The organism is Streptomyces sp. NPDC001514, from assembly GCF_053597075.1.
In genome coordinates, this window is record NZ_JBSFHO010000019.1 from 94,242 (window position 1) to 117,486 (window position 23,245).

Below are 23,245 nucleotides of genomic sequence, written 5' to 3' on the forward strand. Positions count from 1 at the left end.
CCTTGTCCCGTTCCCCGGTACCGGCCGCCGTGTTGGGCCCGGGCATGCGGCCCTGGCCCCGGTCCCTGGGACGCCGGCGCCGGTCGCCCGTGCCGCGACCGGGACGGTAATCGGACGCCGAAATGTTGTTTGCGATCGCGTCCGGTTCCCAAGCGCGCAGGGAGGTGCACCACATGGCTTCCGCGCCCGGATTCTGGACGAGGTCTTCCGCTGAGCGGAGCCGATCGCTACATTCCCCGCATCGACAACGCCCCGTGGCAGCGCCGCCGCGGAGCGCAGCCGGTGTGCCAGGGCCTCCGGCGGCCTCTCCCGTGCGTGCGGTCGCTCCGTGGACCGGTGCCGCTGCCAAGCCCGCGAGAGTGCCGCCGTTACTGACTCCGAAGGAGAGGGCGTCGTGACAGCGGAAACCTCCCAGACGCTCGACCGAGGACTACGCGTCCTCAAGCTGCTCGCCGACACCGACCACGGACTGACCGTCACCGAGCTGTCCAACCGGCTCGGCGTCAACAGGACCGTCGTCTACCGGCTTCTCGCCACCCTGGAGCAGCACGCCCTGGTCCGCCGCGACCTGGGCGGCCGCGCCCGGGTGGGGCTCGGCGTGCTGCGGCTCGGCCGTCAGGTGCACCCGCTGGTGCGGGAGGCGGCGCTGCCCGCGCTGCGCTCCCTCGCCGAGGACATCGGAGCCACCGCACATCTGACCCTGGTCGACGGGGCGGAGGCGCTCGCGGTCGCGGTCGTCGAGCCGACCTGGACGGACTACCACGTGGCGTACAGGGCCGGCTTCCGGCATCCCCTCGACCGCGGCGCCGCAGGCAAGGCGATCCTCGCCGCCCGCCAGGGCGGCCTGACCGAGCCCTCGTGCACGCTCACCCACGGCGAACTGGAGGCAGGTGCCAGCGGCGCCGCCGCACCGCTGATCGGTGTGACGGGCATAGAGGGCAGCGTGGGCGTCGTCATGCTCGCCGACTCCGTACCGGAGCGGGTGGGCCCTCGCGTCGTGGACGCGGCCCGCGAGGTGGCGGACGCACTGCGGTGACGCGGCCCGCGAGGTGGCGGACGCACTGCGGTGACGCCGCCCGCTGCGACGGACGCGCCAAAGTGAGGCGGCCTGCGGTGTGCGGGGCCGCCGAGCGCGGTGGGCCGGGCGGCTGCTGCTCGCCGGGTGCCCTCGGCGCCGAGGCACGCCGGGCGGACCGCTAGATTGACACCGTGCTCCTCTCTCGCCTCTCGCGCCCCCGGGCTCTCGTCGTGTGCGCCCTCCCCGTCGTCGCACTGCTCGTGGTCGCCGGGCTCGCGCCGCTGCCGTTCGCCTTGGCGCAGCCGGGGCAGACCACGAACGTGCTGGGGTCGGACCAGGGGAAGCCGGTGATCACGATCTCCGGGGCGCCCACACGGAAGACGGAGGGCGCGCTGCGGATGACGACCATCGTGGCGACCGGGCCGTCCGTGGACGTGGGCCTCGGTGACGTCGTCGACGCCTGGTTCCGTACGGACAGTGCGGTGCTGCCGCACGACGCGGTCTATCCGTCCGGGCAGTCCGACGAGGAGGTCGAGAAGCACAACGTCGCCGAGATGAAGAAGTCCCAGCACAGTGCCGTGCAGGCCGCTCTGGACTATCTCGACGAGGACCCGGCGACCGTGAAGGTCACCCTGAACCTCGCCGACGTCGGCGGCCCCAGCGCCGGGCTGCTCTTCTCGCTCGGCATCGTCGACAAGCTGGACGGCAACGGCTCGGGCGGAGATCTCACCGGCGGCCGAAACATCGCCGGTACGGGAACGATCACCCCGGACGGCAAGGTCGGCGCGGTCGGCGGGGTGTCCCTGAAGACGCAGGCGGCGGCCCGTGACGGGGCGACCGTCTTCCTCGTGCCCAAGGCCGAGTGCTCGGACGCCCACGCCGAACTCCCCGACTCGATGCGGCTGATCCCCGTCACGACCCTGAAGGAAGCGGTGGACGCGCTCCGCGCCCTGGACGGGGACGCCGCCAAGGTCCCGACCTGCTGAGGTCCTGAGCCGCGCAGCCGCGCAGCCCGCTCAGGCCGCAGCGGCAGGGGTGGTCGTCGTACGCGCCGCGACCATGCGCAGGCCGAGTTCGACCAGCGTCCAGCCCAGTTGGGCACGCAGGGCCCCGCGTGGTGAGCGAGGCCGGTGCGCCACGGCCGGCCGATGCCGGCCGGCGGCCGCCTCCCGGTGCAGTTCCGCGGCGCGCAGTTCGTGCAGGCGCAGATGAATGTCGGCGTGCATGACCTCGTCGGTCCCTTCAGTCGGTTTGCTGGGGGAACGCGTGCAGATGGATCCGGACCTTCTCCGAGCCCTCGCCGGGCTCGACCTCTCGGTAGCTCTCGATGAGCGCGTGGGCCTTCTCGTTCAACTCCCGCAGCTGGACGGGGGAGAGGCGGAGCGTGAAGTCGCTCATGTCCGCGCTCTTCGGCCACGCGTCGGACCAGTCGCGCATCGTGCCCAGCCAGGTGGAGAGCTCCTGGGCATGGATCGTGGCGACCTCGTGCATGTAGACGTTCACAGCTCCTCGCGTCTCCGGATCGGGGTCGCCGTACAGCGATTCGTCGAAGAACAGGCTCTGCTGGGCGGCCTTCCACCAGCGCTCCCGGCCCTTCCCGCGCTCCGGGTCGTCCTCCACGAAGCCGTGCGCGGCGAGCTGGCGCAGGTGGTAACTGGTGGCGCCGCTCGACTCGCCGAGCCGGTCGGCGAGCTGGGAGGCGGTGGCTGGGCCGTACTGGCGCAGGGCCCTCAGCAGCTGCATCCGCAGGGGATGGGCGAGCCCGCGCAGGGAGCGCGGGTCAAGCGTGCGGGACGGGGACGGGGGCGAGGACGGGGGCGCCGCCGGGGACTTCTCGTGCTCGGGCATGGCTCAAGCCTAGAGCTGCAAAGAAGGTGTTGCAAGTATTTCTTTGCAAGACTCTCTTTGCAGCGGTCTCTCTGCATGCCTCGCGCCGTGCCGCGCCGAACGGGTGTGGGGGCGTCAGCCCCCGGAGGCGTCCTCCGCCGCCTGCTCCACCAGCGGGATGATCCGCAGCGGTACCGGGTTCTCCATCACGATCGCCGTCGACGCCCGCACGATCCCCTCGAAGCCGACGACCCGGTCGATCACCCGCTGCAGGTCCGCGTTCGACCGGGCGACGAGCCGGCACAGCATGTCGCCGTGTCCCGTGGTCGTGTGCAGCTCCAGCACCTCGGGCACCGTCGCCAAATGGGCCCGTACGTCCGCACCCTGGCCCTGTTTGATCTCCAGCGTCGCGAACGCCGTGACCGGGTACCCGAGCGCCGCCGGGTCGACGTCCGGCCCGAATCCGCGGATGACCCCGGCCGACTGGAGCCGGTCGAGCCGCGCCTGGACCGTGCCGCGCGCCACGCCGAGACGGCGCGACGCCTCCAGTACGCCGATGCGCGGCTCGCGCGCGAGGAGCACGATGAGCCGGCCGTCCAGATGATCGATCGCCACGAGCGGCCTCCTGGTGGTCATCCTGTACAGATCGCCCGAACAAATCGGGCAGCGACTGAGCAGGTTGCCCAGGCGATACACAAACTATTGCGCAGCTTGTGGATCGGAGGGAGTCTGCCGCCATGACTGAGACCCTGGATCACACCCCTCACTCCGCCCGGCAGGCCGACCCCTTCCCGGTGAAGGGAATGGACGCGGTCGTCTTCGCCGTCGGCAACGCCAAGCAGGCCGCGCACTACTACTCCACGGCCTTCGGCATGAAGCTCGTCGCGTACTCCGGACCGGAGACCGGCAGCCGCGAGACCGCGTCGTACGTCCTGACGAACGGCGCCGCGCGCTTCGTGCTCACCTCCGTCATCAAGCCGGCCACGGACTGGGGCCGCTTCCTCGCCGACCACGTCGCCGAGCACGGCGACGGCGTCATCGACCTCGCTATCGAGGTGCCGGACGCGCGGGCGGCGTACGCGTACGCCGTCGAGCACGGGGCACGTGGGATCGAGGAGCCGTACGAGGTCAAGGACGAGCACGGGACCGTGGTGCTCGCGGCGATCGCGACGTACGGCAGCACGCGCCACACCCTCGTCGACCGGTCCGGTTACGACGGCCCGTACCTGCCCGGCTTCGCTGCCGCCGACCCGATCGTCGAGCCGCCGGCGAAGCGGACCTTCCAGGCCATCGACCACTGCGTCGGCAACGTCGAACTCGGCAAGATGAACGAGTGGGTGGCCTTCTACAACAAGGTCATGGGCTTCACGAACATGAAGGAGTTCGTGGGCGACGACATCGCCACCGAGTACTCGGCGCTGATGTCGAAGGTCGTCGCCGACGGGACGCTCAAGGTGAAGTTCCCGATCAACGAGCCCGCGATCGCGAAGAAGAAGTCGCAGATCGACGAGTACCTGGAGTTCTACGGCGGGGCCGGCGTGCAGCACATCGCGCTCGCCACGAACGACATCGTGGCGACGGTCCGCACGATGCGCGCGGCCGGCGTCCAGTTCCTGGACACGCCCGACTCGTACTACGACACCCTCGGCGAGTGGGTGGGCGACACCCGCGTGCCGATCGAGACCCTGCGCGAGCTGAAGATCCTCGCCGACCGCGACGAGGACGGCTACCTGCTGCAGATCTTCACCAAGCCGGTGCAGGACCGCCCGACGGTCTTCTTCGAACTCATCGAGCGCCACGGCTCGATGGGCTTCGGCAAGGGCAACTTCAAGGCCCTGTTCGAGGCGATCGAGCGCGAGCAGGCCAAGCGCGGCAACCTGTAACGCGCCAACCCGTAGCGCGGGAAGCTGTAGCGCGGAAACCGGGCGGGGGCGGGCGGCGAGCCTGCCCCCGCCCGTTGCTCATTCGCCCGACGGGCTCGGGTCCGACCGGACCGACTGCGACGGGCTCGGCCCGGACGGACCCGATTCCGGCCGGCCCGACGCCGATCGGTCCGGCCCCGGCCTGCCTGACCTCGGTCGCTCCGATTCCGACGGGCCCGTCGTCGGCTGGGCGTCCTCGTCGTCGGCCCTGTCTTCACTGCTCGCATCCGACTCGGACTCGGACTCCGAGTCGGACTCCGACTCCGACTCCGATTCGGTCCGCGACGGGTCCGGCGGCCCGGCCTCGCCCCAGACGTCCTCCGGCCCACCCGCCGGGGGCTCACCCAGCTTGGCGAGCGCGGACTTGGCGCGCGGCACCAGGAGCGGGGAGAAGTTCGGGTTGATCCGCAGCGCCTCGGTCAGATGGCGCCGGGCCGGGCCGTGCAGGCCCTCCGCGCGTTCGATCTCGCCGCGGTGGTACGAGAAAAGCGCGTTCCGCGTGTTCGGTTCCGTCGCCTGCTTCGCGTATCTCAGCCCCTCATCCGCCCGCCCCGCCCGGTACAGCGCCCACCCGAGCGCGTCCGCCATCTCCAGGCTCCGACGGCCGCGCTCCCACTCCTTCGTCAGCCGGCGCACCGCGGAGCGCGCGTTCCCGTGGTCCGCCTCGTACCGCCCGAGCACCAGCTCCACGTTCACCCCGTGCCCCCGCGCCCCCGCCGCCCGGGTGCGCACCACCCTGTACTGCGTACGGGCGTCCCCGTCCAGACCCAGCGACTCGTACAGCTCGCCGGCCTCCAGCGCGTACTCCGGCAGCGGCCGCTTCTCCACGGCCGCCATGTAGTCCCGCATCGCCTCGTCCTTGCGCCCCAGCGCCGCCAGCGCCCGTCCCCGCCCCGCCAGCGACGGATGGTGTCCGGCATCGATCCGCAGGGCCATGTCGTAGTGCCCGACGGCCTCCGCGGGCTCGCCCCGGTTCCACGCCAGCTCGCCCAGCCGGAACCGGGCCGCCGCCCGCTCCGCCCGGGTCCTCGCGTGGGTCAGGGCCTCGTACGCCGTCGCCGCCGCGTCCTCCGGCCGGCCGTGGCCGGCGTGCACCAGCGCCGTCCGTCCGAGGGTCGACGCGGCGCCCGGGTGCAGGGCCTGGAGCCTCTCGGCGGCCTTCGCGGCGGACTTGTAGTCGCCGAGACCGTTGTACGCGTCGATCAGCACCGGGTACGCGGTCCACCGCTTCGGTGCCCGCGCCCGCACCCTCTCGCCCCACCGCTTCGCCGCCACGTAGTCCCGGCGCGCGTTCGCCAGCGCCGCCATCCCGAGCTGCGCGTCCGTGTTGCCCTTTGCGGCCGGCAGCACCGAGAGCGAACGTTTCAGCGCCGACTCCGCCCTCGGGTAGTACGACCACTCGCCGACCAGCGACCCCAGCTCCACGTACGCCGAGCCGAGCACCGCCCACGACGCCTCGTCGCCCGGGCGCGACCGCAGCCACCTCTCCCGGTCCACGATCAGCGCCGACAGGTCGTTCAGTGACGCCGGAGCCCCGGCGCCCACGGCGAGCATCGCCCGGGCCGCTGGTCCCGACGCGGGCGGCGGCCCGCCCTTCCCGGGGCCGAAGACCAGAAAGCCGGCGACCAGGCCACCGGCGACCAGCGTGCCGATCGCGGCATTCCTGATGTTCGGTGCGTATCGCGTCTTCATGGCGAACACTGTGCGGTACCGGCCACCTGATACGAAGAGCACACCCGGTGCAGCGAACGGGATCGCAGACGGGTTCACACCGATGGCCCCCGGTGCCAGGCTGGGATCATGGACGATCTCCTCTCCCGGCTCGTTCCGGAGCTGCGTACAGGCCTTCCGGACGAAGCCCTGATCATCGACCCGGACATCACGGCCTCGTACGCGAACGACATGGCGAGCTTCTGCGACGCGGGCACTCCCGCCGTCGTCGTACTGCCCCGCACCGTCGAGCAGGTCCAGCACGTCATGCGCACCGCGACCGCGCTGCGCGTCCCGGTCGTCCCGCAGGGCGCCCGCACCGGACTGTCAGGCGCCGCCAACGCCTCCGACGGCTGCATCGTCCTCTCGCTCGTCAAGATGGACCGCATCCTGGAGATCAGTCCCGTCGACCGGATCGCCGTCGTCGAGCCCGGCGTCATCAACGCCACCCTCAGCCGCGCGGTCGGCGAGCACGGGCTCTACTACCCGCCGGACCCCTCCAGCTGGGAGATGTGCACCATCGGCGGCAACATCGGCACCGCGTCCGGCGGACTGTGCTGCGTCAAGTACGGAGTCACCGCCGAGTACGTCCTGGGCCTCGACGTCGTCCTCGCCGACGGCCGCCTCCTCAGCACCGGCAGGCGCACCGCCAAGGGCGTCGCCGGGTACGACCTCACGCGGCTCTTCGTGGGCTCCGAGGGCAGCCTCGGCATCGTTGTCAAAGCGGTCCTCGCACTCAAGCCCCAGCCGCCCCAGCAGCTCGTCCTCGCCGCCGAGTTCCCCTCGGCGGCCGCCGCCTGCGACGCCGTCTGCGCGATCATGGAGCGCGGCCACACTCCGTCGCTCCTCGAACTCATGGACCGTACGACCATCCACGCCGTCAACAGGATGGCGCAGATGGGCCTCCCCGACACCACCGAGGCGCTGCTGCTCGCCGCCTTCGACACCCCCGACCCGGCCCCCGATCTGGCCGCCGTCGGTGAGCTGTGCACCGCCGCCGGAGCCACCCAGGTCGTCCCCGCCGAGGACGCCGCCGAGTCCGAGTTGCTGCTCCAGGCCCGCAGGATGTCGCTCACCGCGCTGGAGACCGTCAAGTCCGCGACGATGATCGACGATGTGTGCGTGCCCCGTTCCCAGCTCGCCGCGATGCTCGACGGCACGGCGGCGATCGCGGAGAAGTACGACCTCACCATCGGCGTCTGCGCCCACGCGGGCGACGGCAACACCCACCCCGTCGTGTGCTTCGACCACACCGACCCCGACGAGTCACGGCGCGCGCGTGAGTCGTTCGACGAGATCATGGCCCTCGGCCTGGAACTCGGCGGCACGATCACCGGTGAACACGGCGTGGGCGTACTGAAGAAAGAGTGGCTCGCCCGCGAACTCGGTCCGGTCGGCGTCGAGCTGCAGCGCGGGATCAAGCAGACCTTCGACCCGCTCGGCATCCTCAATCCCGGCAAGATCTTCTGAGCCCTCCGGGAGACCACATCGGCGTCCATGGGGCCACAGCCCTAGGCCCCATGCCCGATGGCCCGCTGCACGGCTCCCGCCTAGCGTGGAAGTGCCGACGCCCAGCAGGCACCCACGCCCAGTGCAGAGGTACAGACGCCCAGCGTGGAGGTACAGACGCCCAGCGTGGAGGTGCCGACGCCCAGCGCGGAGGTACCGACATCCGGTGACGAAGGAGGAGCCGTGCCCGCACGTCTTGACCACACCATCGTCCACTGCCGCGACCGGTTCGCCGCCGCCCGCTTCCTCACCGAGCTGATCGACGCCCCGGAGCCGAAACCGTTCGGGCCCTTCGCCAGCGTCCCGCTCGCCAACGGAGTCACCCTCGACTACCTCGACGAGCGGGTGGAGTCCGAGATCGTCTCGCAGCATCTGGCGTTCCTCGTCTCCGACGAGGAGTTCGACGAGATCCTCGGCCGGATCAAGGAGCGTGAGCTGCCCTACTGGGCCGACCCGATGCACGCCGAGCCGCAGCAGATCAATCACCACTTCGGTGGCCGCGGGGTGTACGTCGACGACCCCGACGGCCATTCCATCGAGTTCATCACCCATACCTACGTCTGACCCCCGGGGCCGGGCGGCCTACGCCTCACCGTCCTTCGACTCGTCCGACGGCCATGGGTCCCGCAGATACAGATCGTCCGCCGGGGTGGGCGCCAGCAGCTCGGCCAGCGCCTCGTCGATCCTGAGCTGCTCCGACTCGGTCCCCGGGGGCACCGCGCGCAGCGTCCGCTCCAGCCACGCGGAGACCTGCGCCGCCGACGCCTCCAGCAGGGCGTCCCCGTCCGGCGAGGTCAGTGCGACGAGGATGACGCTGCACCCCTCGACCTTGGTCGGCCAGATGCGGACGTCCCCGTGCCCGCACGGCCGGAAGATCCCCTCGACCAGCAGCTCACGGGCGAAGGTCCAGTTCACGGGGTGCTCGGAGCCGATGTGAAAGGTGATGTGCACGGCGTACGGATCGGCCGTGCGGTAGGTCAGACGGGCCGGTACGGTGATGCTGCTCTCCGGCGACAGCACCAGCTTGAGTTCCAGCTCGCGTTCCACCACGGTGTGCATGAGAGTGCGACTTCCTTTCCTGGTACGAGGCCCGGGAGCGGGCCACGCAGGGAGAGAGCGCCTTCCCCGCCGACTATTACGCGACTTCCGCCAACAACTTCTCAGTGACTTCGGAAACGGTTGCAGTGGTGGGGCACAGCGATACCGGAAAGTGGTGCTTACGGCCGGACCGGCCCAGGGCGGAGCGGCGGTCTGATAGATGTGGACCCTTGAATCGATGCCCCCCAGGCCCTCCAGGAGATACGGGACCACGGTGATGAGCGCCCCAACCCCGGCGACCGGCGACGGCAGCCCCGCGGCCGGCTTCTATCCAGATCCGTCCATCCCCGGATATGTCCGGTACTGGAACGGCACGGCGTGGGTGCCGGGTACGAGCAGGCCTGCGCCCAGGGACGGCGAGTCGCTGCCGACGCCGCCGGCCGCCGCGTCGGCAGCGTCCACGGCGTCGGCCGCGCCGGTGACGCCCGCGGCTCCGTCCGTGCCCTCGGTGGAGGAGACCGGCCCCGTCTTCCTGGACGAGGAGCCGGAGCCCTCGGACGCCGCCCGCCCCGAGCCCGCCTCGGCATGGCACGCGGACACCTCTCACCAGTCGGGCTTCGGCGGCGACCGCGACAACCGTGTCTCGTGGGGCGCGACGTCCCGGGACCCGCGTACCGGTGACGCGCTCGGGCGCCCGGACCCCCGCGCCGCCTCCGGCGCGGACCCGCGTTCGGGCGGCTCCTCCGGCGTCCGGTTCGACCGTGCGGCCGGCCCGTCGGCCGACGACCCACGGTCCGCTTCCGGCGGGACCACCCCGGCGGACCCCACCGGCGGTGCGCTGCCCGGGGTGCGGAGTGTGGGCGCCGACGAGCCGAAGCCGGTCACCGACGGCACCGTCACCATCCGTGCTCAGCGCCCGAAGGCCGACAGCGCGCCCGCCGAGGGCACGATGACGATGCGTTCGCTCGCGCCTCAGCCTCAGCCGCAGCCTCAGCCGCAGTCCTGGCAGCAGCCGCAGCAACCTCAGCCGCAGCAGCCCCAGCAGCAGCCCCAGCAGCCGGCTGCGCAGGCGCAGCCCCAGGTGCCCGCTCAGCAGCAGGCCGCCGCCCAGCAGCAGGCGCCGGTGAGCGCCGGGGCCGGGGGCGGCGCCGCGTCGTGGGCGCAGCAGGTGCATCAGCTCGCACAGGCGCAGGCCCCCGAGCAGCAGCCGGTCGTGCCGTGGAAGCCGCCGGTCAACGATCCGTTCCTGCAGGCCGCCCAGGCCCAGGCCGCGTCCAGGCCCGCCGCGCTCGGCAAGCGGCTCGTGGCCCGGCTGATCGACACCGTCGTGCTGGGTGCGGTCGCCGGGGCCGTCTCCTTCCCGTTCGTCTCCAAGGCACTGACACACATCGACGGTAAGATCGAGGCGGCGAAGATGTCGGGCGAGACGGTCACCGTCTGGCTGCTTGACGGGACGACGACCATCCAGTTCGGCATCGCGCTCGCCGTGCTGCTCCTGCTCGGCGTGCTGTACGAGGCGCTGCCGACCGCCAAGTGGGGCCGCACGCTCGGCAAGAAGCTGCTGGGTCTCGAGGTGCGCGACATCGAGTCGCACGAGCCCCCGGCGTTCGGGGCCGCGGTGCGTCGCTGGCTGGTGCACGGCGTGCTGGGTGTGCTGCTCATCGGCGTGGTCAATGTGCTGTGGTGTCTGTTCGACCGCCCGTGGCGGCAGTGCTGGCACGACAAGGTGGCGCACACGTTCGTGGCCGGCTGACCGGCCGGACCGTCCGGACCTGCTGACGCCCTGTCAGCCCTCTGGCCCCGAGAGTCCCCCGAACGGCACGTGAGCCGTTGCGGGGCCTGGCCGGGCGGGGTGCACTGCCCCCATGAGCAACGACCAGCCGCCCGGCCAGCCGCCCGAGGAAGACCCGTTCCGCAAGAAGCCGCAGGAGCCGCAGCAACCGCAGGAGCCCACCCCGCCCCCCGGTGGGCCTCCGCCGGGCGCGGGCTCTCCGTACGGCGCGCCTCCGCCTCCGGGCGGCGGATCCCCGTACGGCCCTCCCTACGGCGGGGACGGCGGCGCACCCCCGCCGCCGTACGACCCCGGCGCCTATGGGGGCGACCCCTACGGCGGCACCGATCCGCTCCACGGAATGCCCCCGCTCGCCGACCCGGCCAAGCGCTACTTCCAGCGCTTCGTCGACTGGCTGATCGTCACCATTCCGCTCGCGCTCATCGGCATCCCGTTCGGGATCTACCGCGGTATCGGGGAGTCGGCGGAGGACTTCGACGACTTCGTCGCCAGTTCGAACACCGGCGGGCAGTGGGTGTTCCAGCTCATCTCGATCGTGGCGTTCGTCGGCTACGACACCCTGATGGTCCGGCAGAGCGGCCAGACCCTCGGCATGAAGCTGATGAAGATGCGTGTCGCGATGCTCAACGACGGGAGCACTCCCGACACGAGCTCGTCGCTCGTGCGGGCCGTGGTGCTCTGGCTGCCGCAGCTGATCTGCTGCCCCTGCGTCTGGCCGCTGATCCTGGCGATCATGATCCTGGTGGACAAGCCCTACAAGCAGGGGCTGCACGACAAGGCCGCCAAGACGGTGGTGGTGTCAACGGTGCAGTGAGTGCCAGGGCACGCGAGCCCGGCAAGATCGGCCGGACAGGGCCTAGCCCACCCGCGACTCGGCCCCCGTGCGCGCGTGGGCGACGTGCACCCGGGTGGCGGGATCCACGGCGACCGTGGTTGCCGCGGCGGCCGGAGCCTCCTCGCGGACGGCGGCGGCATGGTTCGCAGGGACCGTGTGCGCCGCCTTCGCCTTTGCCCTGGCCGGCAGCGGCACGGTCACGGCGACCAGCAGTCCCAGCGCGAGCGCGGCGATCCCGATCACGGCGACGCCGATGCCCGTGGTGGTGCGGGAGAGCAGAAGCATGGCGACGGTCGAGACGACGACAGTGGCCGAACCGTAGGCGAGCTGTGCGGCAGTAGGACGCGGCATGACGGTATCCGTCCCTCGAAGCATCATTTCGGTGGTGTCGCAACGGGTCGCACTGTCAGCGACTCTACGACGGTGGATGCCCGAGAGGAACCGGTAGTAAGCGTGACCTAACCCACGGTACCGGTGCATGGGGGGCGCATGGAGTCACCCGTTCCGCGGACTGGACGGTTCGATGCGCCTGCTGCGGTGTGCGTGGGGCAATAGGGTTTTCCCTTGCGTGTGCGCGTCCCCCCGTCCGGATTCCAGAACTGCGCTCCCGCATAGTGCAGTTGGCCTGCGCAAGTCAAGGTCTGTCTTTTCTTCCTTAACTCCGGTCGAATGTCGTCACTTGTGACGCGCAGCCGCGCGCGGATCCACCCCACATCCTTGGTTCCGCGGTGACGCGGGCGCGGGGGAGGACACTTTCAAGTGACCAGCAGACGACGGGCGATCAGAACGTCCGCGGTGTTCGTGGTGCTCGCCGCCACCGGTGCGACGGCCTCGGCCTACACCATGGCCCAGGCGGACAACCACAGCACGACGGCCGGCATCGAGCGCCATGACCCGGCGCCGGGTGCGGGCAACGACAAGGCCCACGACCAGGGCCATGTCGACCACGATCTCGAGGGCCCGTTCAGCAAGCAGCAGGAGCAGCAGCGCCAGGCGGCGCTGGAGCAGGTCATATCCGGGGACGCGACCGTGCAGAAGCGCGGCGCGTCCACCGTCGTGAAGCTCGACGACAAGAAGTACGTCGAGCTCGGCCGCGAGAAGACCGACAAGATCTTCACGATCCTCGTGGAGTTCGGCAACAAGGTCGACGACACCACCATGGTCGACCCGGACGGCGACGGCCCGCAGCCGCCCGTCAAGAAGTACGGCGGCACGCCCGGCCCGCTCCACAACGTGATCGCCGAGCCCGACCGCAAGGTCGACAACTCGACCGCCTGGCAGAAGGACTTCAACCAGGCGCACTTCCAGGACCTGTACTTCGGCAAGGGCAAGAACAAGGACGGCAGCCCCAAGCACTCGCTGAAGACCTACTACGAGCGCACCTCGTCCGGCCGCTACTCGGTCGACGGCACGGTCTCCGACTGGGTCAAGGTCGAGTACAACGAGGCCCGCTACGGCTCCAACTACTGCGGTGACAAGAACTGCGCCAACGTCTGGGACGCGGTGAAGGACGGCGTCAACGCCTGGGCCGCCGACCAGAAGGCCAAGGGCAGGACCGACGCCCAGATCAAGGCGGACCTGGCCCAGTACGACCAGTGGGACCGCTACGACTTCGACGCCGACGGCAACTTCAACGAGGCCGACGGCTACATCGACCACTTCCAGATCGTCCACGCGGGCGAGGACGAGTCGGCGGGCGGCGGCGTCCAGGGCGGCGACGCCCTGTGGGCCCACCGCTGGTACGCGTACGGCACCGACGCCGGCAAGACCGGCCCGGCGGGCAACAAGTCCGGCGGCACCCAGATCGGCAACACCGGCATCTGGGTCGGCGACTACACCATGCAGCCCGAGAACGGCGGACTCGGCGTCTTCGCCCACGAGTACGGTCACGACCTGGGCCTGCCCGACCTGTACGACACCTCGGGCAAGGGCGAGAACTCCACCGGCTACTGGTCCCTGATGTCGTCCGGCTCCTGGCTGGGCACCGGCAAGGAGTCCATCGGCGACCTCCCCGGCGACATGACCGCCTGGGACAAGCTGCAGCTCGGCTGGCTCAACTACAGCAAGGCCAAGGCGGCGACGAAGTCCACCCACAAGCTGGGTGTGGCGGAGTACAACACCAAGAACCCGCAGGCCCTCGTTGTCGAGCTGCCGAAGAAGGCCGTCACCACCACCGTCGTGAAGCCCGCCGAGGGCTCCAAGCAGTGGTGGAGCGACATGGGTGACGACCTCAAGAACACCCTCACCCGCACGGTCGATCTCACCGGCAAGTCCAAGGCGTCCCTGGAGCTTTCGGGCTGGTGGGACATCGAGGCCGACTACGACTACCTGTACGCCGAGGTGTCGACCGACGGCGGCGCCAACTGGACCGCCGTCGACGGCACCGCCGACGGCGCGGCCATCACCCGCGACGCGAGCGGCGCCCCGGCGCTGACCGGTGAGTCGGGCGCGTACAAGAAGCTCGCGTACGCCCTGGACGCGTACGCCGGCAAGAAGGTCGACGTCCGCTTCCGCTACCAGACGGACGGCGGCGCGGGCGGCAAGGGCTTCGCGGCCGACGCGATCACCGTCACCGCCGACGGCGCCCCGCTGTTCTCGGACAACGCCGAGGGCGACGACAACGGCTGGACCGCCAAGGGCTTCTCCCGCATCGGCGAGTCCTTCACCAAGGAGTACGAGCAGTACTACCTCGCCGAGAACCGGCAGTACGTCTCGTACGACGCGACGCTGAAGGTCGGCCCGTACAACTTCGGCTTCAAGGCGCCGAAGGACGGCTGGGTCGAGCACTACCCGTACCAGAACGGCCTGCTGGTCTGGCTCTGGGACACCTCCCAGAAGGACAACAACACCAGCAAGCACCCGGGCCAGGGCCTGATCCTGCCGGTCGACGCCAACGCCAAGCCGATGAAGTGGGCGGACGGCACGCTGCTCCGCAACCGGATCCAGGCCTACGACTCGGCCTTCAGCCGCTACACGACGGACGCCTTCACCCTCCACAAGGCGGACGAGCCGCTGCGGATCGGTGCGCACAAGGGCATCCCGGTCTTCGACGACCGCAAGGGCGTCTACTGGTACGAGGAGAACCCGACCGCCGGTGTCAAGGTAACTGACACCAACACTCGGATAGCGATCGTCAACGAGCCGAAGAACGGGCAGACGATCACCGTGAAGGTTGGTCCCTCGACGAAGTAGTCGACATCGTCGCAGGTCAGAGCGTGATCGGCCGTCGCCCTCTAGCGGGCGGCGGCCGATCGTGTTTAGGTGCGTCTGACGAAGTTCTTATTGACAGCGAGCTCACGGGGGAGTGATGCGGCATGCCCGGCGGAGGTTTCTGCAAGCTGCCAGGCGGCAGTGTCGTGGTCGCGATAGGCCTGCCGAGTCCGGTCGGCGACGGCAGTACGGTGCGCGTCCTGGTGCACGCGGCGAACCGTGCGCGGGCGCTGACGCGGCTGCGGAATCTGGGGTTGCGGGCGGTGTACCTGCGCGGCAACGCGGAGCCGCCGACGCCGGACGAGATCACGGCGGTGCTGCACCACCCTGACGGCCTGGTGTGGCGCACCCACGAGGGCCTCTCGACCCAGGAGCTCTGGCACCCGATACGGGCGCTGCTCCACCCCGCGGGCGGGGCGTAGGCCCTCCGGGGGCTCGGGGGCTCGGGGGCTCGGGGGCGGGGGTGTTGCGCAGCGTCACACCACCGGCTTACCCGACAGCTCCACCCCCGCCCCCCGCAGCTCCTCCAGCGCCCGGTCCGTCGTGTCCTCGGCGACGCCCGCCGTGAGGTCGAGCAGCACGTGCGTGCGGAAGCCCTCGCGGACCGCGTCCAGGGCCGTCGCGCGCACGCAGTGGTCCGTGGCGATGCCGACGACGTCGACCTCGGTGACATCGCGGGCCCGCAGCCACTCGGCCAGCGTGGAGCCGTTCTCGTCGGTGCCCTCGAAACCGCTGTACGCCGCCGCGTGCGCGCCCTTGTCGAAGACCGCGTCGACCGCCCCGCTGGCGACCGCCGGGGCGAAGTTCGGGTGGAAGCCCACCCCCTCCGTCCCCGCGACACAGTGCGGCGGCCATGTGCCGACGTAGTCGGGGTGCTCCGAGAAGTGGTCGCCCGGATCGATGTGGTGGTCACGGGTGGCCACCACATGGCGGTAGCCGGGCTGGGCCTCACCGATGAGGTCGGTGATGGCGGCGGCGACATCCGCGCCCCCCGCCACCGCGAGGCTGCCCCCCTCGCAGAAGTCGTTCTGAACGTCCACGACGATCAATGCGCGGTGCATGGCGGGTGTCCTTCGGTGGAGGGCGGTGGGGGAAGGGGCGGAGCGGCGACGGTCGGGAGGCAATGTTCTGAGGGTAGAGACTCCAACCGCCTTGCGGGAGGGGGCATTTGCCTGCTAACGGCGCTGCCGTTGCCTCTCAGGCCATCTGCTGTTCATACGTCTCACTCGTACTGCTGCTCATACGTCTCACAAGTAGTCCGTCGGGATCACGGGCTCACCACGCGACAGCTGTATCGCCGACATCGGCAGCCCCGCAAGCGCCGCGATATGCCGCTCCCGCGCCGCGTCCAGCGGCTCGCGGGCGACGATCTCGCCGCCCTTGACCAGTTCCACCAGCAGCTGCCGGTCCTCGAGCTCCTCCGGCACCGGGCCGGTGCCGAGCACCTCGGCCTCGGCGACGCCCTGCTCGTCGACCCGGCGGGCGGCCCACTTGCGGCCTCCCACGGACAGTTTCCCGCCCAGCGACTTCTTCGCCACCGGAGTCAGCGGCGCCCCCGGATCGGCCGACTCGGCGCGGGCGACCAGCTTGTAGACCATGGAGCAGGTCGGGTGCCCGCTGCCCGTGACCAGCTGCGTTCCGACGCCGTACGCGTCCACGGGCGCCGCGGCGAGCGAAGCGATCGCGTACTCGTCCAGGTCCGACGTGACGACGATCTTCGTGTCGCGCGCCCCCAGCTCGTCCAGCTGCTGGCGTACCCGGTGGGCGACCAGCAGCAGGTCCCCGGAGTCGATCCGTACGGCCCCGAGCTCCGTCCCCGCGACCTCCACGGCGGTACGGACGGCCTCGGCGACGTCGTACGTGTCGACGAGCAGGGTCGTCCCTCGTCCGAGTGAGTCCACCTGCGCCCGGAACGCGTCCCGCTCGGTGTCGTGCAGCAGGGTGAAGGCGTGGGCGCTGGTGCCGACGGTCGGGATGCCGTAGCGGAAGCCCGCGGCGAGGTCCGAGGTGGAGTGGAAGCCCCCGACGTACGCGGCGCGCGCGGAGGCGACGGCGGCGAGCTCGTGCGTGCGCCGGGCGCCCATCTCGATGAGCCGGCGCCCGCCCGCGGCGGACGACATCCGGGAGGCGGCGGCCGCGATCGCCGAGTCGTGGTTGAGGATCGACAGGATCACGGTCTCCAGCAGGACGCACTCGGCGAAGGAGCCCTCGACGCGGACGATCGGCGAGCCGGGGAAGTACACCTCGCCCTCCGGGTAGCCCCAGATGTCGCCGCTGAAGCGGTAGCCGGACAGCCACTCGAGCGTGGGCCCGTCGATGATGCTCCGGTCCCGGAGGAAGCCGAGGACGCCCGGGTCGAAGCGGAAGTTCTCCACGGCGTCCAGGACGCGCCCGATGCCCGCCACCACGCCGTAGCGGCGGCCTTCGGGCAGCCGGCGGGTGAAGACCTCGAAGACCGAGCGGCGGTCGGCCGTGCCGGCCTTCAGCGCCGCCTGGAGCATCGTGAACTCGTACTGGTCGGTGAAGAGCGCGGTCGACGGCACGTCCACCGGCAGACCCAGATCCGCAGTGTTCATATGAGCGATGCTAGCGCACATTTCGTCAGAGTGACGAGATGTCGGCGATTCGGCCGGGGCCGTTTGTGCGACGAGGCCCCTCGGGTGGCAGCATGGGTGGGGTGACTGCGCCCGTAGAGATCGAACGCCCCCAGTCGGCGGAGGAGGCCTTCGCCGTACCCGAGCCCGATGTTCCGTGGGTGACGATCGTCCACAACGATCCGGTCAATCTGATGAGCTACGTGACGTACGTCTTCCAGGCCTACTTCGGCTACCCCAAGGACAAGGCCCACAAGCTGATGCTCGACGTCCACCACAAGGGCCGCGCTGTCGTCTCCAGCGGCAGTCGCGAGGAGATGGAGCGGGACGTGCAGGCGATGCACGGTTACGGACTGTGGGCGACGCTCTCCCAGGACCGCATGTGATGGCCGGCCACTTCGAGGCGCTGCCCGGTGGCGGCGCCGCTGTCGCGCTCGACGAGGTCGAGATCTCCATCCTGCGCTCGCTGGCCGTCCAGCTCCTCGAGCTCATCGGCCCGGGCGACGAGCCCGCCAAGGGCGAGGACCCGCTCGCCGCGCTCTTCGCGCAGGGCCCGAGCGAGCCGCCGTCCGACCCGGCGCTCGCGCGCCTCTTCCCGGACGCGTACGGCGGCCCCGAGGGCGAGGAGAACGATGAACTGCGCGAGTTCTCCGCGGAGTTCAGGCGCTACACGGAGAACGACCTGCGCACCCGCAAGCGCGACGACGCCCTCAGGGTCGTCCGCAACCTCGACGCGCTCACCGCGACGGGCGAGGGCGGCGCGGTCCTCAAGCTGACCGCCGACGACGCCGTGCACTGGCTGGGCGCCCTCAACGACCTGCGGCTGACCATCGGCACCCGCCTGGAGGTCACCGACGAGGACGAGGGCGGCGATCTGTACCGGCTGCCGGACTCCGATCCGCGCAAGCCGATGGTGATGGCGTACCTGTGGCTCGGTGCGCTCCAGGAGACGCTCGTCGAGACGCTGATGCCGTAGTACAGGCACGGCACAGGCATGCGTTTGCCCTACCGGTGTTCGCTCAACGGACGCTCAAATCCGGATAACGATCGCGTCACCCGACCGCTCCGCCTTGCTGTCGCCTAGGGCATTTGTCCGCTTCTTCATGTGCGGTACGCCACATCCGGCCCCGTGGATCAATGTTGCGACCGTGATAAATCTTCACGACCGCCCGGGGACGCCACCCATGTTCCCGGGGGCGCTTGGGCCGGCTGATCGCCGGTAGCAACTCCATCCACATCCGGGGGGATCAGGACCTGGTCCGCAGCCGTAGGCAGTCGGCGCGGGTCAGCATGGAGAAAGGCGCATCACCATGACCTCACTGCAGGTCGACAAGCAGCACGACGGCATTGAGGCCGCGGAATCCGCATCGGGCGAGGGTTACCACCGCGCTCTCGGCGCACGTCAGATCCAGATGATCGCGATCGGCGGCGCCATCGGCACCGGACTCTTCCTCGGCGCGGGCAAGGGCATCTCCAAGGCGGGGCCCAGCCTGATCCTGGCGTACGCGATCGCCGGCCTCGTGATCTTCTTCATCATGCGGGCGCTCGGCGAGCTCCTCATGTACCGCCCCGTGTCGGGCTCCTTCTCGGAGTACGCGCGGGAGTTCATCGGCCCCTTCGCGGGCTTCGTCACCGGCTGGACGTACTGGCTCTTCTGGGTCGTCACCGGCATCACCGAGGTGACCGCGGCGGCCACCTACATGACGTACTGGTGGGACATCCCCCAGTGGCTCTCGGCCCTCGTCTTCACGATCATCCTGTACGGCGCGAACCTGATCTCCGTGAAGCTCTTCGGTGAGCTCGAGTTCTGGTTCTCGATGGTCAAGGTCACCGCCATCGTCGGCATGATCCTGATCTGCGCCGGCATCCTCACGCTCGGCTTCTCCGACGCGGGCGACACCGCCTCCGTCACCCACCTGTGGAGCGACGGCGGGTTCTTCCCGCACGGCATCGGCAGCACCCTGATGACCCTGCAGATGGTCATGTTCGCCTTCCTCGCCGTCGAACTGGTCGGCGTCACCGCGGGCGAGTCCAAGGACCCGAAGACCGTCCTGCCCAAGGCGATCAACACCGTGCCGTGGCGCATCGCCGTCTTCTACGTCGGCGCGCTGATCATGATCCTGTCGGTCGTGCCGTGGACCGAGTTCCAGCCGGGCGTCTCGCCGTTCGTCGCCGCCTTCGAGAAGATGGGTCTCGGCGTCGGCGCCGCCATCGTCAACTTCGTGGTGCTGACCGCGGCGCTGTCCTCCTGCAACTCCGGCATGTACTCCACCGGCCGCATGCTGCGCGACCTGGCGCTCAACGGTCAGGGCCCGAAGTTCTTCACCAAGCTGACGAAGAACGGCACCCCGCTGGTCGGCACGACGGTCTCCGCCGCGCTGATGACGGTGGGCGTCTGGGTCAACTACCAGTGGCCGGGCGACGCGTTCAACTACGTCGTCTCCTTCGCGACCATCTCCGGCATGTGGGCCTGGATCGTCATCCTGATCTGCCAGATCCGCTACCGCCTCAAGGCCGACCGCGGTGAGCTGCAGCAGTCGACCTTCAAGGCCCCCGGTGGGATCTGGGCCAGCATCTTCGCGCTCGCCTTCATCGGCATGGTCATCGTGATGATGGGCATCGACGAGGACTCGCGCGTCGCGCTGTGGCCGGGCGCCCCGGTGTGGGGCCTGATCATGGCGGTCTCGTACCTGGTGCTGAAGGCGCGGAACCCGCAGGGAGCGGCGTTCGCCAAGTAGCGCACGCTCGCACGCTCCTTCGCACCACACATCGGGCCATGCCGGGCCCCGCTCGCCCGGCATGGCCCGATGCCCGTGTCCGGCCCCGGCCATGCGCCCGGATTCACGCGAGCCGGACGCCCTCCGCGCGGGCGTGCAGCGTCACGCCGGCGTCGCCTGCCGAGACACCGGTCGGGACGAGGCCGGCGGGCAGCTCCGGCACGGCGCGCTCCCGGCCGGCGAAGGCCCCGGCGATACGAGGGCCCGCCGGGTCGACCGGACGGCCCGCGAACGACGCGGCGACGGGCACCGCGGTGACGGTGCGCCCGGCGAGCCGCAGCTCGGCGACGACGGTCAGCGGCAGACCGAGGACCTCACGCCGGATGCGCAGGCGTCCGTCCGCGTCCGCGGAGAGCGAAGCACCCTCGCCGAGGCCGCCACCGAAGGAACCGAAGGAACCGAAGGGCACGGTGAACCGGGCGTCGGCGGTGGCGGCCGTGTAGGCACCGGCCTTCTCGGCGACTCCGCGCAGCTCCACCGACGCCTGCACGGGCTGCCCCTCCCCGGTCACGGCGTCGGCCCGTACCGTCACCCGGGAGAAGGTCCCCTCCGCGGCACTCAGCAGGAAGGGGAAGGCGTCGATGCTGACCCGAGGGGTGCCGACCACGGCGCTCTGCCGCCCCGCGATCCGCTCGGCGAGCCTCTTCTCTGCGGCCGCGGCGGCGAGGCGGTCGGAGACGGGCAGCGCGGCGAGCACGGCGCTCAGCGCGAGCGACGTCCACAGCAGCCGCCTGCGGCCGTGGGCCAGGACCCGGATCATGACGTGCCTCCGGGGCTGCTGGTCACAGGGGTGCTGCTCGTCGGAGGGGTGCTGCCGGCCGGGGGAGCGGCCGGGACCGGTTCGTGGCCGTCGTCCTCGACGGCCATGTGCGGCAGCAGCCGGTCCAGCCGGCTGGGCAGCCACCAGTTGGTGCGGCCGAGCAGGACCATCGTGGACGGTACGAGAACGCCGCGGACGACGGTGGCGTCCAGCGCGACCGCCGTGGCCAGGCCGATGCCGAACATCTTCACCACGGGGTCGTCGGACAGCAGATAGCCGAGGAAGACGCTGACCATGATCAGCGCGGCGGACGTGATGATCCGCCCGGTCCCGGCGAGCCCCTTGATCACGGCCCGCCGGTTGTCCCCGTCGCGCAGATAGGCCGCGCGGACCGCGCTGAGCAGGAAGACCTCGTAGTCCATGGAGAGTCCGAACAGCACGGCGAACATCAGCAGCGGGACGTATCCCGGGATCGGTACGGGTCCTTCGAGCCCGATCAGGGGCGCGCCCCAGCCCCACTGGAAGACCGCGGTGATCACACCGTACGAGGCGGCGACCGAGACCAGGTTCATCAGCGCGGCCTTCACCGCGACGACCGGGGAACGGAAGGCCGCCAGCAGGAGCAGCGCGGCGACGGCGAGGACGAAGCCGACGACCAGCGGCATCCGCCGGGTCAGGCGTTCGTTCAGATCGGCCTGTGCGGCCGTGGCCCCGCCCACATGGGTCACTTGGCCGGTGCCCGCGGTGGCCTCGGGCAGGGTCTCGTTCCTGAGCAGGCGTACGAGTTCGGCGGTGGCCGGGTCACCGGGCGCGGTGGTGGGGGTGACCTGCCAGCGCACATGAGTGCCGTCGGCGGCAGTCTGCGCGGGCCCGACGGCCGCGACTCCGCTCGTCGCGTGGAGGGCGGCGGTGATGTCCGTGATCCGGGTGTCGCCCGGTCCCGCCGCCGGGGTGGGCAGCGTGGACACGACCTGCAGGGGACCGTTGGCGCCGGGGCCGAAGGCATCGGCCAGCCGGTCGTACGCCGTGCGGCTCACCGTCCCGGCGGCCTTGTCGCCCGCGTCGAGCTGACCGAAGGTCAACTGTGCGGCGGGAGCGGCGAGCACACCGGTCAGGACGAGCGCGGCCAGCAGACAGCGCCACGGGCGCGAGGCGACGAACGCGGCGATGCGGCCCCAGCCACCGGGGTGCTCCCGGCCGGTCTCGGGGAGCGCCGCGCCGTCTTCGTCCGATGCTTCCGTCGCGCGCGCCTTGGGTGTGAGCCACCGCCCGAGGAGCGAGAACAGGGCGGGCAGCAGCGTGAGCGTGGCCGCCACGGACACCAGGACGGCGATGCCCGGCGCGAGCGCCAGCGCGTGCAGCAGGGGCAGGCCGCCGAGCGCGAGCCCGGCCAGCGCGACGATGACCGCGCTGCCCGCAAACAGGACCGCCCTGCCGGAGCCGGCCGTGGTGCGCGCGGCCGCGTCCTCGACGCCGAGGCCGGCCGCCCGCAGCTCACGGAACCTGGTCAGACAGAAGAGCGTGTAGTCGATGCCCACGCCGAGGCCGATCATCGCCGCGATGGTCGTGCCCGACGACGGCATGTCCATCAGGTGGCCCGCGAGGCCGATCACGCACAGCGAGACGGCCAGGCCGATCGTCCCCATGAGCAGCGGAACCCCGGCCGCCACCAGGCTGCCGAAGCCCACGGCGAGGACGACGAAGGCGGCCGCGAGCCCGATGATCTCGCTGTGTCCGGTGGACCCCTTGTCCGCGGCGGCGGCGAGATCGCCGCCGGGGGTCACTTCGATTCCGGCGCGGGTGGCCGGGGCGGCCGCATCCGTGATGCTCCGGGTGGTTCCAGGGGTGATGTCCCGGCCGCTGACGTCGAGTTCGACCGCGAGCCGACCAGTCCGGCCGTCGGCACTCAGGGCGCCGCGGTCCGCGGGCCCGTAGGGCGTGGTGACGGCCACGACGTGTTCCACGTCCTCGATGGCCCGCGCGGCCTCCTCGACGGCCTCCCGTTGCCCGGCCGCGGTGAGGGGTGCGGCGCCCGGCGGCGCGTACAGGACGACGGGCTGCCTTCCGGAGGCCGAGTCGGAGAAGGCGTCGGCCGCGTCGTGTGCCGCCTGACTGTCGCTGCCGGGGATGGTCACGGCCTCGGTGGTGACCGTCCCATACGTCCCCACGGCGGCGGCCAGGGCGGTGAGCAGCAGCAGCCAGGCGGCCACGGTCCGCCTCGGTCTGCGGGCGCACCAGCGCCCTACGGACAAG

At 70.9% G+C, this 23,245-nt stretch carries 22 protein-coding genes; 12 read left to right on the plus strand and 10 right to left on the minus strand.

Going from position 1 to position 23,245, the window contains the following annotated elements:
• The first annotated feature begins 394 nt into the window (after positions 1 to 394).
• Entirely contained in the window at positions 395 to 1,036 is a 642-nt protein-coding gene (locus tag ACWCXB_RS21060; RefSeq protein WP_450724972.1) for an IclR family transcriptional regulator, read from the plus strand.
• 173 nt (positions 1,037 to 1,209) lie between these two features.
• Positions 1,210 to 2,004, plus strand: coding sequence for a YlbL family protein (locus ACWCXB_RS21065; RefSeq protein ID WP_450724973.1), 795 nt, complete (start codon positions 1,210 to 1,212; stop codon positions 2,002 to 2,004).
• Between the two features lie 30 nt (positions 2,005 to 2,034).
• Here the strand turns inward: ACWCXB_RS21065 and ACWCXB_RS21070 are convergent, their stop codons facing one another.
• The 3 genes from ACWCXB_RS21070 to ACWCXB_RS21080 all read right to left on the minus strand — a co-directional run bounded on the left by ACWCXB_RS21070 (position 2,035) and on the right by ACWCXB_RS21080 (position 3,460).
• Positions 2,035 to 2,244, minus strand: a complete 210-nt coding sequence (locus ACWCXB_RS21070) for a hypothetical protein (protein ID WP_450724974.1) — start codon at positions 2,242 to 2,244, stop codon at positions 2,035 to 2,037.
• A gap of 16 nt (positions 2,245 to 2,260) precedes the next feature.
• On the minus strand, positions 2,261 to 2,866 hold the full coding sequence (locus tag ACWCXB_RS21075) for an ArsR/SmtB family transcription factor (protein ID WP_450724975.1): 606 nt from the start codon (positions 2,864 to 2,866) through the stop codon (positions 2,261 to 2,263).
• A gap of 114 nt (positions 2,867 to 2,980) precedes the next feature.
• Positions 2,981 to 3,460 carry an Lrp/AsnC family transcriptional regulator gene (locus ACWCXB_RS21080; RefSeq protein ID WP_450724976.1) on the minus strand — a complete coding sequence of 160 codons (480 nt, stop codon included), beginning with the start codon at positions 3,458 to 3,460 and terminating at the stop codon, positions 2,981 to 2,983.
• Positions 3,461 to 3,582: 122 nt separating this feature from the next.
• On the opposite strand from ACWCXB_RS21080, the gene hppD reads away from it, so the two are divergent.
• Positions 3,583 to 4,728, plus strand: coding sequence for a 4-hydroxyphenylpyruvate dioxygenase (gene hppD / locus ACWCXB_RS21085; RefSeq protein WP_450724977.1), 1,146 nt, complete (start codon positions 3,583 to 3,585; stop codon positions 4,726 to 4,728).
• A gap of 78 nt (positions 4,729 to 4,806) precedes the next feature.
• Here hppD and ACWCXB_RS21090 read toward each other — a convergent pair whose 3' ends face one another.
• Positions 4,807 to 6,459 carry a tetratricopeptide repeat protein gene (locus ACWCXB_RS21090; protein ID WP_450724978.1) on the minus strand — a complete coding sequence of 551 codons (1,653 nt, stop codon included), beginning with the start codon at positions 6,457 to 6,459 and terminating at the stop codon, positions 4,807 to 4,809.
• Positions 6,460 to 6,567: 108 nt separating this feature from the next.
• Between ACWCXB_RS21090 and ACWCXB_RS21095 the strand changes: the two genes are divergently transcribed.
• A complete protein-coding gene (locus ACWCXB_RS21095) occupies positions 6,568 to 7,947 on the plus strand; it encodes an FAD-binding oxidoreductase (RefSeq protein ID WP_450724979.1) in 1,380 nt (459 codons plus the stop codon).
• 222 nt (positions 7,948 to 8,169) lie between these two features.
• On the plus strand, positions 8,170 to 8,550 hold the full coding sequence (locus tag ACWCXB_RS21100) for a VOC family protein (protein ID WP_450724980.1): 381 nt from the start codon (positions 8,170 to 8,172) through the stop codon (positions 8,548 to 8,550).
• 18 nt (positions 8,551 to 8,568) lie between these two features.
• Here ACWCXB_RS21100 and ACWCXB_RS21105 read toward each other — a convergent pair whose 3' ends face one another.
• Entirely contained in the window at positions 8,569 to 9,045 is a 477-nt protein-coding gene (locus ACWCXB_RS21105) for an SsgA family sporulation/cell division regulator (RefSeq protein ID WP_450724981.1), read from the minus strand.
• A gap of 256 nt (positions 9,046 to 9,301) precedes the next feature.
• Between ACWCXB_RS21105 and ACWCXB_RS21110 the strand changes: the two genes are divergently transcribed.
• The gene (locus ACWCXB_RS21110; protein ID WP_450724982.1) at positions 9,302 to 10,777 is read left to right on the plus strand and encodes an RDD family protein; all 1,476 of its coding nucleotides are present in this window, start codon (positions 9,302 to 9,304) and stop codon (positions 10,775 to 10,777) included.
• Between the two features lie 112 nt (positions 10,778 to 10,889).
• Positions 10,890 to 11,630, plus strand: a complete 741-nt coding sequence (locus tag ACWCXB_RS21115) for an RDD family protein (RefSeq protein WP_450724983.1) — start codon at positions 10,890 to 10,892, stop codon at positions 11,628 to 11,630.
• 42 nt (positions 11,631 to 11,672) lie between these two features.
• Here the strand turns inward: ACWCXB_RS21115 and ACWCXB_RS21120 are convergent, their stop codons facing one another.
• Positions 11,673 to 12,002 carry a hypothetical protein gene (locus tag ACWCXB_RS21120; protein ID WP_450724984.1) on the minus strand — a complete coding sequence of 110 codons (330 nt, stop codon included), beginning with the start codon at positions 12,000 to 12,002 and terminating at the stop codon, positions 11,673 to 11,675.
• A gap of 408 nt (positions 12,003 to 12,410) precedes the next feature.
• Here ACWCXB_RS21120 and ACWCXB_RS21125 point away from each other — a divergent pair, with 408 nt between their 5' ends.
• Positions 12,411 to 14,843, plus strand: a complete 2,433-nt coding sequence (locus tag ACWCXB_RS21125) for an immune inhibitor A domain-containing protein (protein ID WP_450724985.1) — start codon at positions 12,411 to 12,413, stop codon at positions 14,841 to 14,843.
• Between the two features lie 122 nt (positions 14,844 to 14,965).
• On the plus strand, positions 14,966 to 15,283 hold the full coding sequence (locus ACWCXB_RS21130; protein WP_450724986.1) for a hypothetical protein: 318 nt from the start codon (positions 14,966 to 14,968) through the stop codon (positions 15,281 to 15,283).
• A 54-nt stretch (positions 15,284 to 15,337) separates the two neighbouring features.
• On the opposite strand, the gene ACWCXB_RS21135 is transcribed toward ACWCXB_RS21130, so the two are convergent.
• Both ACWCXB_RS21135 and ACWCXB_RS21140 read right to left on the minus strand, forming a co-directional pair.
• Positions 15,338 to 15,922, minus strand: a complete 585-nt coding sequence (locus ACWCXB_RS21135) for an isochorismatase family protein (RefSeq protein ID WP_450724987.1) — start codon at positions 15,920 to 15,922, stop codon at positions 15,338 to 15,340.
• A 186-nt stretch (positions 15,923 to 16,108) separates the two neighbouring features.
• Complete coding sequence (locus ACWCXB_RS21140) at positions 16,109 to 17,437, minus strand: nicotinate phosphoribosyltransferase (protein WP_450724988.1); 1,329 nt, start codon at positions 17,435 to 17,437, stop codon at positions 16,109 to 16,111.
• 92 nt (positions 17,438 to 17,529) lie between these two features.
• Between ACWCXB_RS21140 and clpS the strand changes: the two genes are divergently transcribed.
• From clpS to ACWCXB_RS21155, 3 genes are all read left to right on the plus strand, one after another.
• On the plus strand, positions 17,530 to 17,841 hold the full coding sequence (gene clpS, locus ACWCXB_RS21145; protein WP_450724989.1) for an ATP-dependent Clp protease adapter ClpS: 312 nt from the start codon (positions 17,530 to 17,532) through the stop codon (positions 17,839 to 17,841).
• Entirely contained in the window at positions 17,841 to 18,431 is a 591-nt protein-coding gene (locus tag ACWCXB_RS21150; protein ID WP_450724990.1) for a DUF2017 domain-containing protein, read from the plus strand. The genes clpS and ACWCXB_RS21150 overlap by 1 nt, the downstream gene beginning before the upstream one ends.
• 334 nt (positions 18,432 to 18,765) lie before the next feature.
• Positions 18,766 to 20,193, plus strand: a complete 1,428-nt coding sequence (locus ACWCXB_RS21155; protein ID WP_450724991.1) for an amino acid permease — start codon at positions 18,766 to 18,768, stop codon at positions 20,191 to 20,193.
• Positions 20,194 to 20,296: 103 nt separating this feature from the next.
• On the opposite strand, the gene ACWCXB_RS21160 is transcribed toward ACWCXB_RS21155, so the two are convergent.
• A complete protein-coding gene (locus ACWCXB_RS21160) occupies positions 20,297 to 20,992 on the minus strand; it encodes an LmeA family phospholipid-binding protein (protein WP_450724992.1) in 696 nt (231 codons plus the stop codon).
• The gene (locus tag ACWCXB_RS21165; RefSeq protein ID WP_450724993.1) at positions 20,989 to 23,202 is read right to left on the minus strand and encodes an MMPL family transporter; all 2,214 of its coding nucleotides are present in this window, start codon (positions 23,200 to 23,202) and stop codon (positions 20,989 to 20,991) included. The genes ACWCXB_RS21160 and ACWCXB_RS21165 overlap by 4 nt, the downstream gene beginning before the upstream one ends.
• Positions 23,203 to 23,245 lie beyond the last annotated feature (43 nt).